The sequence below is a fragment of the Bacillus salacetis genome (assembly GCF_049177075.1).
Taxonomy (GTDB): Bacteria; Bacillota; Bacilli; order Bacillales; family Bacillaceae_B; genus Rossellomorea; species Rossellomorea salacetis_A.
This window is the reverse complement of the sequence record NZ_CP185377.1, coordinates 487,811-501,736: the sequence shown is the minus strand read 5'-3', so window position 1 is coordinate 501,736 and position 13,926 is coordinate 487,811. Positions and strand designations below refer to the sequence as shown.

At 44.1% G+C, this 13,926-nt stretch carries 16 protein-coding genes; 9 read left to right on the top strand and 7 right to left on the bottom strand.

The annotated features are described in order from the left end of the window. Nucleotides 1-26 precede the first annotated feature (26 nt). Nucleotides 27-422 carry a DUF4362 domain-containing protein gene (locus ACOJQI_RS02630; RefSeq protein WP_421383276.1) on the top strand — a complete coding sequence of 132 codons (396 nt, stop codon included), beginning with the start codon at nucleotides 27-29 and terminating at the stop codon, nucleotides 420-422. A 59-nt stretch (nucleotides 423-481) separates the two neighbouring features. On the opposite strand, the gene ACOJQI_RS02625 is transcribed toward ACOJQI_RS02630, so the two are convergent. From ACOJQI_RS02625 to ACOJQI_RS02600, 6 genes are all read right to left on the bottom strand, one after another. Then, on the bottom strand, nucleotides 482-1,189 hold the full coding sequence (locus ACOJQI_RS02625; protein ID WP_421383274.1) for a nitroreductase family protein: 708 nt from the start codon (nucleotides 1,187-1,189) through the stop codon (nucleotides 482-484). Between the two features lie 484 nt (nucleotides 1,190-1,673). Continuing rightward, nucleotides 1,674-2,087 (bottom strand): RrF2 family transcriptional regulator, encoded by a 414-nt coding sequence (locus ACOJQI_RS02620; RefSeq protein ID WP_421383272.1) that lies wholly within the window; start codon nucleotides 2,085-2,087, stop codon nucleotides 1,674-1,676. Nucleotides 2,088-2,449: 362 nt separating this feature from the next. Next, nucleotides 2,450-3,181, bottom strand: a complete 732-nt coding sequence (locus ACOJQI_RS02615; protein WP_421383270.1) for a polymer-forming cytoskeletal protein — start codon at nucleotides 3,179-3,181, stop codon at nucleotides 2,450-2,452. 11 nt (nucleotides 3,182-3,192) lie between these two features. After that, nucleotides 3,193-3,840 (bottom strand): hypothetical protein, encoded by a 648-nt coding sequence (locus tag ACOJQI_RS02610; RefSeq protein ID WP_421383268.1) that lies wholly within the window; start codon nucleotides 3,838-3,840, stop codon nucleotides 3,193-3,195. Further along, entirely contained in the window at nucleotides 3,841-4,476 is a 636-nt protein-coding gene (locus ACOJQI_RS02605; protein ID WP_421383266.1) for a YhbD family protein, read from the bottom strand. Nucleotides 4,477-4,872: 396 nt separating this feature from the next. Then, entirely contained in the window at nucleotides 4,873-6,249 is a 1,377-nt protein-coding gene (locus ACOJQI_RS02600; RefSeq protein ID WP_421383264.1) for an MDR family MFS transporter, read from the bottom strand. A 175-nt stretch (nucleotides 6,250-6,424) separates the two neighbouring features. Between ACOJQI_RS02600 and ACOJQI_RS02595 the strand changes: the two genes are divergently transcribed. The 4 genes from ACOJQI_RS02595 (at nucleotide 6,425) to ACOJQI_RS02580 (ending at nucleotide 8,424) form a co-directional block, all read left to right on the top strand. Further along, nucleotides 6,425-7,246 (top strand): hypothetical protein, encoded by an 822-nt coding sequence (locus tag ACOJQI_RS02595; RefSeq protein WP_421383262.1) that lies wholly within the window; start codon nucleotides 6,425-6,427, stop codon nucleotides 7,244-7,246. A 39-nt stretch (nucleotides 7,247-7,285) separates the two neighbouring features. Continuing rightward, nucleotides 7,286-7,462 (top strand): hypothetical protein, encoded by a 177-nt coding sequence (locus ACOJQI_RS02590; protein WP_421383260.1) that lies wholly within the window; start codon nucleotides 7,286-7,288, stop codon nucleotides 7,460-7,462. A gap of 29 nt (nucleotides 7,463-7,491) precedes the next feature. Then, nucleotides 7,492-7,776, top strand: a complete 285-nt coding sequence (locus ACOJQI_RS02585; protein ID WP_421383258.1) for a hypothetical protein — start codon at nucleotides 7,492-7,494, stop codon at nucleotides 7,774-7,776. Nucleotides 7,777-7,959: 183 nt separating this feature from the next. After that, nucleotides 7,960-8,424, top strand: a complete 465-nt coding sequence (locus tag ACOJQI_RS02580; RefSeq protein ID WP_421383256.1) for a DUF2975 domain-containing protein — start codon at nucleotides 7,960-7,962, stop codon at nucleotides 8,422-8,424. 83 nt (nucleotides 8,425-8,507) lie between these two features. Here the strand turns inward: ACOJQI_RS02580 and ACOJQI_RS02575 are convergent, their stop codons facing one another. After that, nucleotides 8,508-10,079, bottom strand: coding sequence for a diguanylate cyclase (locus ACOJQI_RS02575; RefSeq protein WP_421383254.1), 1,572 nt, complete (start codon nucleotides 10,077-10,079; stop codon nucleotides 8,508-8,510). A gap of 180 nt (nucleotides 10,080-10,259) precedes the next feature. On the opposite strand from ACOJQI_RS02575, the gene ACOJQI_RS02570 reads away from it, so the two are divergent. The 4 genes from ACOJQI_RS02570 to ACOJQI_RS02555 all read left to right on the top strand — a co-directional run bounded on the left by ACOJQI_RS02570 (nucleotide 10,260) and on the right by ACOJQI_RS02555 (nucleotide 13,853). Next, nucleotides 10,260-10,805, top strand: coding sequence for a ribonuclease H-like YkuK family protein (locus ACOJQI_RS02570; RefSeq protein ID WP_421383252.1), 546 nt, complete (start codon nucleotides 10,260-10,262; stop codon nucleotides 10,803-10,805). 114 nt (nucleotides 10,806-10,919) lie between these two features. Next, nucleotides 10,920-11,834, top strand: a complete 915-nt coding sequence (locus ACOJQI_RS02565; RefSeq protein WP_421383250.1) for a helix-turn-helix domain-containing protein — start codon at nucleotides 10,920-10,922, stop codon at nucleotides 11,832-11,834. A 127-nt stretch (nucleotides 11,835-11,961) separates the two neighbouring features. Next, the gene (locus ACOJQI_RS02560) at nucleotides 11,962-12,831 is read left to right on the top strand and encodes an ABC transporter permease subunit (RefSeq protein WP_421383248.1); all 870 of its coding nucleotides are present in this window, start codon (nucleotides 11,962-11,964) and stop codon (nucleotides 12,829-12,831) included. Continuing rightward, the gene (locus tag ACOJQI_RS02555) at nucleotides 12,831-13,853 is read left to right on the top strand and encodes an ABC transporter permease subunit (protein WP_421383246.1); all 1,023 of its coding nucleotides are present in this window, start codon (nucleotides 12,831-12,833) and stop codon (nucleotides 13,851-13,853) included. Before ACOJQI_RS02560 ends, ACOJQI_RS02555 begins: the two co-directional genes overlap by 1 nt. Nucleotides 13,854-13,926 lie beyond the last annotated feature (73 nt).

Below are 13,926 nucleotides of genomic sequence, written 5' to 3'. Positions count from 1 at the left end.
GCGGGCTTATATTCGGGAGGGATGAAATGAGGAAATTATCTATTGTCTTATTACTGTTTTTTCTTACAGGTTGCGAATACTCTCCTTCTAAGCATGATGTAGTCAATACACATGGACACATAGAGAATTTGAGATTACTTGAAGATTTTGTAGAAGATGTTTCGATGAATAAGGATAGTGAAGTCAGAGTAGTAAATTACACGGACGAAGGCGATCCCATCATCCATGACTTAACCTATTCCAACGATGAAATAGCCTCGAAAATAGATACTAGAGAAGATGAATTTGGAACTCAAGTAGTAATGGAAGATGTATGTGAGAGCATAAATAAAATAGAAAAGAACAATCATACGGTTTATCAGTTAGAGGGATGTGAAGGCAGCCAGGATGTACTACAAGTAACTTCAATTCCGAATGATTAAATACACAGGGCCTGATCCCCGGTACGTTGGTGTACTGGGGGTCAGGCCCTGTTTGGTTCTTAGAATTTATTCCATTTCAGCACGTCGTCAAGTGGAAGACGCGTCTTTTCGAAACCGGCTTTGGTTCCTTTTCCTAGTGAAAGCAACATGATTGGTTCGTACGTTTCCGGCACATTGAACGCTTCCATGAATTTCGCTTCGTCATAACCACCCATCGGCACGGTGTCGTAGCCTTTTGCTTTGGCTGCAAGCATCAATTGATTGGCAACGATTCCTCCGTCAATGTGAGCGATTTTCGCTTGGCGCTCTTTCGGGAAATTCCCGTAGTTGTCCATGATGCTGTTAACGTACATTTCTTTGACGTCTTGCGGCATGTTGCCTTTTTCAGCAATCTGGCTGTAGATCGCATCAGCATTTTTATACGCTTCACGGTCACCAAGGATAGCGATGACGACCGAAGCATCGACGATTTGCTGCTGGTTGTTGGCAATCGGCAGCAAGCGCTCTTTTTCCTTCTGGTCTTCTATCACTAAAAATCTCCATGATTGAAGGTTGCTGGATGAAGGCGCCAGTGTCGCTGTTTCCAGCAGTTCCCGGATTTCACTTTCTTCTATTTTGAATTCAGGGTCATACTGGCGTACGGAACGGCGCTCTCTCGCAACTGTCAGAAAGTCTGTATCCTCCAGTACTTTTGGAGCTTCTGTTCTTGTATCAAGTTCTTTTGCTTTATTTAAATATTCTTCTTTGCTCATTGTTTTTTCAGACATAAAGAATCTCTCCTTTTTAACTGTATCTTTTACAGGAACAGTATAAAACTTAAACTGTTCCTTTGTCAACTACAGTTAATTAAGAAAAACTTAAGATACAACAATCCCTATAAACAAACTGCCAAAATAAGGGGAGAAAGTCCTCTTATTGAGAAATTAGCACGAAAAAAAGAGTAAATAGAGGGAAAAACTCCCCCTATTTACTCCAAAAACATGAAAATGAACCCTTTACCTTTACTTTAAGGGGAAAAATTCCCCTTATCCACACCGAACCTAGCCCTATTCTGCAAGATAACGGGAAAAACTCCCCTTATTTTCACAAACTCCCCCTGCACCTTGCAAGTTTTCATGCATATGAAACCATGTTAAAAGAGTTTCGAAATACAAGCCGATCCACAAAAAAAAAAAGCAACCTAATTCAGTTGCGAAATGGACTGCTAATTTCGTTTTAGTATTCGATAACCAATTACATTAAAGTAGTTTTTCATCGTTTCATTAAGTCCTTAATGGTCTTCTGTTCCAAACCGCTCACTACCCAGCTTTCCATCTCATCGCGCAGCTCACTCATAGACTCACGCGTACAGGGAGCAAAACACGCCTTGCTTTCCACATCAAAAAATCCCTTAGGGAACGTTTCTGATCTCATCGCATCATAAACATCCGATAGTTTAATATCCTCCGGGGCTTTTACTAGATAATAGCCGCCGTCCCGGCCTTCTTTTGCCTGGATCAACTCTTCCTTCACCAGGTGCCTTAGGATTTTTCTTAGAAACACCGATTTGGAATCCAGCTTCTCCGCCAATTCTGCGCTTGGGCAGAGCCCTTCGTTATTGGCCAGCACCACCAGCGCCTGAATCGCCATGCCGAACCACTTCAAACTTGTTACTTTTTCAGCCATCGTTTCACCTCTTCATCTCCTTTTATTGTGAAACATTGTAAATAAAATGTCAAAACGTTTTATAAGGGTGCTAGAGTCCCGAAGGAGGTCTATGGTCTGGAGTAAAGGCGTGTAGAAGGGTTTTAGAGGCCCGAAGGAGGTCCGTTTGCAGTGGAAAAGGCTTCTAGAACCGTTCTAGAGGCCCGAATGATGAACATGGGCAGTGAAAAAGGCGTGTAGAAGCCTTTTAGATGCCCAAAGGAGGCTGGTGGTCCGAGGAAAAGACATCTAGCTGAGTTCTAGCTTCCCGAAGAAAGAACATAATGGGGACTGTCCCCCATCGCGTTAACGCTTTAGCGTAACGGGGGACAGTCCCCATCTGTTTATGATAGTTTCTCTGTTTTATCCACTGTCGCCTTGTCCGATACCTGCAGGTCATTCCCGTACTCTACTAGTTCTATCTCACAGCCAGGTCCAATCTCAACATTATTCCCGCGGACCACTTTTGCCTTCGTATACTGGAGTTTGATCTGATCGCCTTCGATCAAATCTGCATGAAGTTCCTTGCTCCAGGACTTGATCAGTTTATCCAGCTTCAGAAGGGAAGGACTGGATCTTTTTACCGTGATGGTCTCTCCGCCGATTTCTTTCACCTTCGACTTTCCTTGCAGTTCAATATCAATCCGGTCACCGTTCAACAGGCCGCCAATGGTAAAGGCGCCATTGAGGTCGGCCGTTTCCACTTCACAATCACCTTTCACCTTCATCATTCCTTCAAGATGAATTGTGTCTCCCTTCAATGATTCATCCACTTTCACATGGCCATTGACTTCCATCTCCCCGAAGACCACTTTTCCGTTCACTTCGGAATCTCCATGAACCTTGATATCCTCCGAGGTCAGGCTGCCCTGTATGTCTGTACTTCCCTGGATAAGCGTATAATCGGAAGTGATATTTCCGTAAATTTTACCTGAACCGTTGCATTCGAGGTGTTCACAATTCACATCTCCGGTAATCTTTCCACTTCCATTGATGACCACCTTCGAAAACGAACCGCCTCCAGACTCGCCGCTTCCTGAAAGGATCAAATCTCCCTTAGCTTCTCTATCCATCATAAGTCCCCCTTTTAAATCTTTTTCGCGTCCAAAATGTTTTTATCCTTACTGGTAAAAGTTGACCTGTATTCCACTTTCTCAATCTGGCAGCCCGGCCCGATCTCCACATGATTCCCCCGGACCATCTTGGCAGTTGTGTGCTCAAGGTAGATGTTGTCTCCTTCGATGACCTCTGCTTCCAATATATACGATTTAGTAAAAAAGCTTCTGCTTTTCACTTTGATTGTCTCCCCGCCGATTTCACCAGCTCTGCTCGGCGCATTCTGCAAGTTGATTTCAAGATTCCCGACGTTCAGAAGCCCGTTGATATTGATACCGCCTTTAACGTGCAGCTTCTCCAGCTCCACATTTTCTGTGCTGTTGAGGAAGCCTCTCGCTTTCACGGTATTTGCCTTAACCGAACCTCCGACGTTTAACTCGCCGATGATATTCATCTCATTGCCGCTCAGTTCTTCATCGATTGTCAGTTTGCCAATCACCTTCAACTGGTTCACCGCCGCTTTTCCTCTGACACGGCCTTCCCCCGTCACTTTTGCTTCCAGAGCACGGATATCCCCTGAAACAGTCCCCTGCCCGGTGATTTTCACTTTCTCATAATCCCCGCCTGGATAACTGCCTTCTCCGACAACCTTCAACCGCTTCGTTCTTTCCCCGCTCATTTAAAAACCTCCTGTCACAAGCTTGTTCATCAGTTGATCCACCTCAGAATCTATGGACAATGAGACCGCAATCTTCGTCTTTTCATCAGTATAGAAATCTTTAAAATTTGTAACGAGCAACACTGTTACGACTCCCATTTTTCTTAAGACCACCAAAGAAGGCTGCTTATCTTCCAACTTAGGGAAGTGTGCATGCAAAGTCTGCAGGATTTGCTTCCCTTCCTCCCAGCCGACTTCCCCTGTTTCCAGAGACCTTTCTAAAAGGTAAAGATATAGGGCTGTTTGAAAAGTGACCCCCTCTAGAGAGCCGAATTGCTCTTCAAAAATAGAAACCGTGTTCCGCGAAACAATGTTCCCTTCAATAAAATCTTTCTTCGTCATTTGGATGTCTTTCTTCTTTGGCGATAAGGCACCCGCCAGTTCATCCAATGAATGATGATCCTTCAGTTCTTTAATCCTGCCGACTCTTTCAAGGATCTGCTCCCTCGGAAAAAACGTTTCCTGTCCGGTAAACGTTGATTTTCTGATGAACCAGTCCTCCGGTATCAACTTCTTCCTCTTCCACCGATAAAGCTGGCCGTACGTAATATCCGTCTGCTCCAGCAAATCCTTTTTTGATATCAGTTCTTTATCCATTGTCTTCACTCCTTGAAAACAATGTAACATAACACTGTTACGTTGTAAAGATAAAACAGAGTGACAGGAAGTGCAAAAACCAGAAAAAGCAGCCCGCAACGGACTGCTTTTTAATATGAAATCATAATAGAATAAATCTACTTCACCAAGGGGAATTAAAATAAGAGAAAATTTTTCCGTTAATCTGAAGAATTCAACTGAGGAGAGGTAAATAAGGGAAGGATTTTCCGTTAAACATGCACAGCAACCCAATTTTCATGTTTTTTAAGTAAATAGCGGAAAATTCTTCCCCTATTTGACCTGTTTTTCCCGATATTTATTAAATAAGGGAAATTTCTTCCCTTATTTAATAAGCTCATGGTGCCTCGTTCTTTCTCGGTCCTGCCCCAGTCTAAATCAACTGACTGATAGTTGTTTCCCTTTTTCCCCAAGCAGCATTCCGGCTACGGCGGCAGCGCATACGGCTAGTACAACAAGGATCGTAAAGACCGTGTGCAAGCTGATTTCCAATGCATAGCCTCTTAATTGATCACTCAGCCACAGTCCTGAAACAGCAATCCCTATTGATTGGCCTAGGTTTCTCATCAGATTGAATGTCCCCATCGCTGCTCCACGGACTTTCCATTCAACAGCGGATTGAACTGCCACTGTAAAAGCGGTAAGCGATAAACCGAAACCAAAGCCGATGATGGCGGTGACTGCCATCATCAAAGGAACCGTCGTGTTTTCATTAAAGGAAACCAAGCCGATACATCCGGCTGCAATGACGGTAATCCCGACAATCGTGATTCTTCCAATGGAAGTCTTGGCTAACAATTTTCCTGACAGAACCGCAGCAACTGGCCATGTAATGGACATCGGCAGCATGGTGACACCGGAGAGTGTTGCATTTAAACCTGTAACTCCCTGCACCCATAAAGGAATATAGAATGTCACGGTGACCAGGATAAACCCGAGTAAAAATCCCGCAATCGTCGAGATTGTGATAAATCGATTTTTAAACAGCGATAGTGGAAGCATTGGCTCTTTCGCTTTCGACTCTATCCAGAGAAATAAACCAATTCCGATTACCGCCAGAATCATTAGCGAAAGGATCCCGCTTGTCATTTGATTTTGTTCTTTTAACAAGGTCAAGGCATACAGGAATGCCGTTATGCTGACGGCAAAGGTGAAAATGCCTGCATAGTCAATTTTGTGCTTCTTCTTCTCTACATTCTCCTTTAAGGAAGCCCATAACAGGAACAAAGAAATGATGCCAAAAGGAAGATTCATATAGAAAATCCAATGCCATGAAATCGTATCAACTATAAATCCACCGGCCAGGGGTCCCGCTATCCCTGCGATCCCCCAGACACTGCTCATCCAGCCTTGCATTTTCGCCCGCAGTTCAAATGTAAACACATCGCCAATGATGGTAAAAGGAAGTGTGGTCAACGCACCTGCCCCAATGCCTTGAATCAATCGAAACAGGACAAGCTGTTCCATCGACTGCGATAATCCTGAAAGCATGGAACCTGCCAAGAAAATACTGACACCGATCGTAAACATGATTTTCCTGCCGTATAAGTCTGCCAGTTTACCAAAAACAGGCGTACTCACGACGATCGCTAACAGATAGACGGAGATGACCCAGGTATACAGCTCACTACCCCCTAAATCCTCCACGATTTTGGGCATGGCCGTGCTGACAATCGTGCCTTCAATAGCCGTCAGAAATGTTGCAATCAATAAAGCAAACACTAGCGTTTTTTGTTTTGTCTCCTCACTATTCATCTCTTTCCTGTCCCTTTCCCTATTTGAATTTTTAAAATTAATTTTGTCCATCAAACATCATAATGATTGGAAGGGAAACTTGCAACCTATACGTTTTACTAAAAAAAACAAAGGCCTCCCTTCTATGAAACATGCTACAATAAAACTACCAATTGGAAAAAAGAGGAGGAAAACAATGAAACAACCCTGGCTGGCATGCGGTATGATTTTGCTAATGACTTTTACTTCTGCCTGTGGAACATCAACAGAAAGCGGGACTGAAAACGGAACTGAAAGTGCAGCTTCCCCTGAGAACGGAACTGCTTCTCCCGAAACCGGGACTGATTCCCCGGAAAGCAATGGCTCTGAAGCACCTGAATGCGACACCGGCGGCGCCATCGTTGACTATATCAGTTTTTTAAAAATCAATGACATCATGTATGAGGAATTTTACAGAGAAGGAACCAGTGGCCCTTACCCTGATTTTGAAACAGGGGAAAAGGTTGGAGAGATCACCTTCAGGCTTGCGGAATGTGCTCCTCCAGAGTACAGATCTCAAAACGGAGACGCCGCTTATCTTTATGCAGGAACTGCCATCCATGAGGTAAAAGGCTATCCCAGCGAGCTAATGGTGGAAGCGAATGGCAATCTTTACATTGCACACCGGAATGAAAATGCCGAAACAGTGGCAGACCTTTACCCGGTTGAAGGAAAGGTAAAGGACCTCCATCTTCAAAGTACCGGGGACGGTTCCCGTATGAATACTTTCAGCGAAGAAAACAAGGAAGCCTTCCTGGATGAACTATTGAACCAGGAACTGATTGACCTTGAAACGCTCTGGGAAGGCGATGGATTAAATGGCGACAGGGCCTTCATTGAATTGGAACTGGATAACGGAGCTTCCTTCCGCCTTGTGTATTGGGTGGACGAGAGTGCCTTCAGTTTTGGGGCATACGGAACTGACCGGATTGCAGAAATCATTCAGGAAGAAAGAGAAAGAGCAGCGGAACAGGAATAAGGCTGCAATTTATCCTGCAAAAAATGGAGGTTTAATATTTTGAGATTATCCCTTTTGGGCATTTCGATGTCCTTATTTGGAATAGCCCTTATTCTCACATCAAGCGGCGGTGCGGAAGGATTTGGACTTCTTGTTTCATTTGCCGGTTTAATCGTATCTCTCGTGTCTTGTTTAATGGAACTTGGTAAACGTACAGTTGACAATATATCCAAATAACTACAATCAGAAGACAGGGAGGTATCATTATGTGGATGATATTAGGGGTGATGGCGATAGCAGCAACGTTTATCAATCTTTATATGTATTCAGCAGGAAAAGATTATAAGCTTGCTATGGCGATGGGTTTATCATTTACAGCACTAACAATTTGTGCAGATTACAGCTATCTAACCCGGTGGGTCGAAGCAGAAGATTGGGCGGCTTTATCGGATGTAATACCCGGCATGGCAAGGGCATTTTGGTTGTTGACCATCGTTTCTATCTTACTGAATATAGCCCCGATATTTTTAGACATGAAACGTAAGAAATAATTCCTTATTTTCACTTCTATCTTTTCAAAACAAGAGCGTTTCTTCATGATGAGAAACGCTCTTGTTTTTTATCAGCTTCAAGCTATAACAATAACAATATAATAAAAAACAATATTCATTTATTCTAAAACAATAAATTATGTGTTAAAGTAATTTTATCATGAAGTCAGCGGGGTGCCCTAAATGAATGTTAAACCAGGTTCAACTTTTTTCTTAAAGATCATTGTTTTCCTTATTGGAATTGCGGTGCTGGCGGTGTGTGTATATTGGCTGCCCCAAGCAGCCAGAAGAGATGGGGTAGAACGCCCGGGTGATTATTCGCTATATCCCCTTTTGGCGTGTGCCTATGGAATTTTTATAACGTTTTCTGTAGCGTTGTATCAAGTATTTAAACTGTTAACCTATATCGAAAAGAACAGTGCTTTCTCTGAGTTATCCCTTCAATCTTTGAAGCTAATAAAGAAATGTGCTTTCACTGTTATTTTCTTCATTTTGATAGCAATAGTTTATTTAAGGGTCCTAGCTCAATTCACAGGTGATGACCCGGCAGGTCCGATATCACTCGGTCTAATGGGGATTTTAGCAACAAGCGTCGTCGCAGCTTTTGTGAACGTTCTTCAAAAACCTTTAAAAAAATTTCTTGAATAAAAAATAATGAATCTGTTAAAAACGAGGGACTGTCCCCCCACTGCGTTAATGCGTTAGTGTACCGGGGGACAGTCCCTGTTATGCTATAAAGCTATTTTTTCCTCTTTATAAACGTGAACCTTGTTACGCCCTGCATTCTTGGCTGAATACAGCGCTTTGTCTGCTTTGTTCAGAAGATCGAATAAGGTCTCTTCCCCTTCTGCTGTTGATTGGGCCACGCCTAGGCTTAGTGTCGCGGAAATGACTCCATCGTTTGTCATTAGGTGCTGCCCGGCCAGAAAAGTGCGGATCCGGTCAGCCAATTTCTCTGCCTCTGCTTCTGCGGCTCCCTTCAGGCCAAGAACAAATTCCTCACCGCCGTAGCGGGCAAAAAGCTCCCCGTTCGTCAGTTGAGACTGGCAGGACTGGATGACATGGACAAGCAATTGGTCGCCGACGAAATGTCCATAGGTGTCATTGACCCTTTTAAAGTGGTCCACATCCATTAGAATCACAGAGAACGGATGCCCTTCCTCCCTTGCCTCTTCAAACTCCCGGACACATTTCTGAAAGAATGCCCTCCGGTTAAGAATTCCTGTCAGCTCATCATAATAGGCCAGCTTTTCCAGCTTGTCGTGCAGGTCCTTGACCTCGGTCATATCATTAAAGATGATCAGCAGGCCTTTTCGCTGTGAGGGTTGGTGAAGCTCTGTAATCCGGACTTGATAGGTACGCAGGGATTGATCACCGGCCATATGCTCAAGCTCATATGTGCAGACGTTGTTTTTCAATGAGAATGGAAAAGGTTCGCCAGTAAAGCTTTCCCATACTTTTAAAAAGTCTTCACCCAGCATATTTTTTGTGAGCTGCGGAAACATGATTTGAGAGGCCTGATTGAATTCTATCACTCTATTGGTTTCATCTAGTACGACGACACCGTCATTAATACTATTAAAGATGGCGTCTTTCGCGATCGGCATCAAGCTGAACATCCTCGATGAACTGATGGACCAGAAATACAGCAGCGACGTAAGCCATAAGACCATCGGCACCGGGTCGACTCCCTGAGGTGTCAGTCCCATCAAATACACAAAGGCGGTGATGATCGGGACAAGCTGCCCCCACATTAACGCAAGAAGCTGTGGACGATACTCCTTTGCGGTCTCCCTCCACCGGGAAAATGCCAGCAGAAATGCAACAAACAAGCTGCCGAAAGTGTAAATCCCCTGTACCATATACCAGATGCCGATTTCCTGGTGAACGAACGGGGCACCCAGATCGGGATGAATTTCATATGTCCTGTAATAAAGATGGTGAAAATCATTTGTTGCAGCCAGAATCACACTGATAAGAGGAATGGCCAGCAGGATTATATAACTTTTAACTGTCAGCTTCTTCCCCAGATACTTCATGATGAACATCAAGCCCAGCGTGGTCGAAAAGAGCATGCCCGCAAGCAGAATGACCGTCCACAACTTAATCTCCGCCAGGGTGGTGGACATTAAAGAAAATGCTGTACCAAAACAGTAAATCGCTGTGAATAGTGCGTGGAGAATGAACAAAGGGGCGATATCCTTATAGCGGTGACGCCTGAGGAAAACATACGAACACAAATACAAATTGAACACGAACGAAGTGCAGATCAAGGAAATATAAGCAGTCAACTCTGAATTCACGACTTTAGACCTCTTTTAATACTTTTTTATTTAAATTTAGCATATTGGGAGACGTTTGTCCCTCCTATCTTTCATCCCATCATTCTCCCCCAGGGATTTGCCCACATCATTAAAAACTTCCCATCATAGGATAGATTAAGAGAACCTTACCAAATTTATAAAAGGCTGTGATCTGAAAAGATGAAAAGCGATGGTGCTGATCACTACTCATTTCAAAACCTGAAGAAAAGCAATATGTCTTTTGATGAAGTCTTTAATCATATCTTGAAGTTCATGAAGCTGCGCCCTAATGGGAGCTACCGGCTGATGGTCGGGACCGACTCACAGGTCCATGCAAAACATACCACCTTCATCACAGGGATTGTCATTTTAAATGAAGGAAAAGGTGCGTGGGCTTGTATCAGGAAAGTGGTGGTCCCGCGCAAGATGCTGCATCTGCATGAGCGGATTTCCTATGAGTTATCTTTATCGGAGGAGATTGTTTCATTATTTACGGAGGATAGAAAGAATCAGTTGATCGATATCGTCCTTCCGTACCTCTATCGCGGAGCCGGGTTTACCATGGAAGGCCATATCGATATCGGGGCAGGCAAACAAAATCGAACAAGCAAGTTTGTAAAAGAAATGGTTGCCAGGATGGAAGCCATGGGGGTCGAACCGAAAATCAAACCGGATGCCTTTGTTGCTTCGAGTTATGCGAATCGGTATACGAAGCGGAGGAGTTAGCAATGGGACAGCTCTGTTGTCCTGCCCGTAACAGAATGGGACAAGGCCTCCCCTCTCCTCCTGTATCTTTGGTATAATGATGGTAATTATTTGAATATTGAAATTAGGAGGAGCATGATGGGTTTCGATTTTTCACAGATCGGCTTGGTGCTTAAAGACCTGCGCCTGAGTATTGGAATGAGTCAGAATGTGCTCTGCAAAGGAATCTGCAGCCAGTCGCAGCTCAGCAAGATCGAAAGCGGCGAAGCACTTCCATTGGCCACGACGCTTTATCTGCTTTCCAATCGTCTCGGGGTGACGGTGAATCATCTATTTGATTTGACCGCTGATGGACGGCTGGATTACATCCTGGATGTGAAAGAACAAATCCGCCACCTGATCAGAAAGAAGGATTACAAAAGTGTTTTCACCCTTGTTCAGAGGGAAGAGGGAAATCCCAACTTTATGAAAAATCCTTCGAACAGACAATTTTTGTTATGGCATAAAGGCGTGAGCACTTTTTACATTGAGAACAACTTCCACAAAGCATTTTCTTTTCTGGAAGAAGCACTTGCCATCACCAAGAGCAGCGACCGCTTTCTATTGGAACAAGAGATAGCGATTCTGAATAGTATGGGAGCCGTTCATTTTGACATTAAAAACACGAAAGAATCAATACGAATTTTCAAAAAGGCACTGAACCACATAAAGAGTGCCCCACACCATACATATTCTCTTAAAATAAACATTCGGATTCTCTTTAATCTAGCGAGGTCGCTCACTGCGGAAAAGGAATACCAGGAATCCCTTAGCTTGTGCCAACAAGGTATCGAACTCTCCATTCTACAAGAATCATTGTATCTCTTGGGAGAGCTGAACCATTATGCCGCCTTTAACCTAATCCTATCCGGGGAGGCAGAAAAAGCGAAACCCTTTCTCGATCAAGCAGCGACCATTTTTAACATGACCCACCGGAAAAATTATTTAGTCAATGTTAAACATCTCAGAAATTTAATGGAGCAGCAGATGGAGACCATGCCTCCCGGTTAGAAGCTGGGAGGCTTTTTATCGATGTAAAAATATTCTTAAAGGAATATTCGTCCAGGAATATCGGAGTCCTTCCTGTCAGTTTTCCAACTATAATGAAAGAATGCTAGTTCGTGAAGGAGTGATTGCCGTGTTATATAAAAGCCTGGCCGGTATGGCTGCGAAGTTTCTTTTGGTTTCTGTCGGGATTGTCATGATCAGCAGTCTCATCGGCCTGTTCACCGATGGCATCAAGATGAGTGCCTTGGAATATATGAAAAATATTTGGCTCATCATCCAGTCTCTGGCCTCCCCAGCCGATATTACCATCACCAACGAAAGCAATAATACATACCCTATGTTTCCGACCTTCTGGAGTTATTACTTTTATTCTATGATTATCTTTATTTCGTCGATCCTGCTCGCCACCTTTGTTGCATTTGTGCTTACCTTCATCACCATCCGGCTTCCAAAACGGGCCTCCCGCATCATGCTCAGCATCCTTGATTTTCTGGAATCCCTGCCGGACTTGTTGATCATCATTATCATTCAGTTTTCTGTCATTGTCATTTTTAAAAGAACAGGTATCCTTCTTGCACCAGTCGCGGGAGGCAATGACCCGGTTTATCTTCTGCCGATTTTCGCTCTCAGCATCCTGCCATCAATCTTCATCTTCAGGATGTGCCTGCTGCTGGTTGAAGATGAGCTGACGAAGCCTTATGTGGATCTTGCCATCAGCAAGGGGTTTAAGAAGATGTATATCTTTACCGCCCATATTATCCGAAATATCATGCCGAGCCTGATGAACCATATGAAAGCCTTCATTCTTATATTACTATCGAATCTGATTGTCTTTGAGCGGCTGTTTAACATCTATGGGATCACGCATTTCATCTTTGCGTTCCCGCAGGTGGATGTGATCTGTTTCAGTTTAATCATGTTCTACCTTCCCATCTTCATTCTGCTGATGGTCAGCAATGTCATCATCCACCTGACAACAGGTCAAAGGGTGGTGATCTAATGCTGATGATTCGGTTAATCAAGAACCCTTATTTTGTGATTGGTTTTCTATTTTTGTTCGGAATGTTTGGCGGCAGTCTTGTTTATTATTGGCTCACGGGCGACCAGATTCCGACGGTCGAACTGCTAAAAGATGAAAATGGGAAGTTTATGAGCCCTCCCTATTCACCGATTGAATATCCTGTTCTGGGGACCGATAATTTCGGGCACGATGTTTTCTATTTGATGCTGGCAGGAGCCAAGTACACCATTGGTTCTGCCATGATCATCGCCATTTCCAGGGTCATCCCGTCTGTTTTCATCGGACTGGGAATCCATTTTTATTTAGGTAAAATCAAACGGGTGCTGGCTTCGATCGTAGATGCTTCCAATTATTTTCCGACGACCCTTTTGGCGTTCCTGCTGATGAATTGGGTGATGTTTGAAGGCCCCCTCAGGAACCCGGACAGCTTTCCCTATTCATTCATGGAAAAGGTGCTCATATACATTGTCATTTTGGTCGCCATCTCGATTCCATCCGTCTCCCTCTTGTTTGCGAATGAAGTGGAGAATGTCATGAATAAAGAGTTCATCCAGAGTGCAAGAGTGCTCGGTGCCCGGAGGTCTCATTTCATCAAAAATCACCTCCGGCCCTTCATCGTTCCGCAGATTTACCTGGTCTTGATCAGGGAATTCATTGCGTCCATGCTGTTGATTTCACATTTGGGCGTTCTCGGGATCTTCATCGGCGGAGCCAAATTGGCGGAGGATGTATTCAACAACCCGAATTTCGTTTCGTTGTCCCACGAATGGTCGGGATCCCTCGGCACCTGGTGGGAATTCCTCTGGACGACCTATCCCTGGATTGCCTTCATCCCGGTCATCTTCTTCACCCTGACAATCCTGTCAGGAAAAATGATGCTCGTCGGATTATCAAGGGAGTTGGAAAATAGCGAAGTGCCGCAGCAACCAGTAGAGGCAGCGGTATCAGGCGGCGCTTCAGAGGAGAACCCCTTCCAATTAGTAGGAAGAAAAATTTCATAAAATCTCTGGGGACTGTCCCCCGTTACATTAACGTATTAACGCGGTGGGGGACAGTCCCCCACCGCGTTAATGC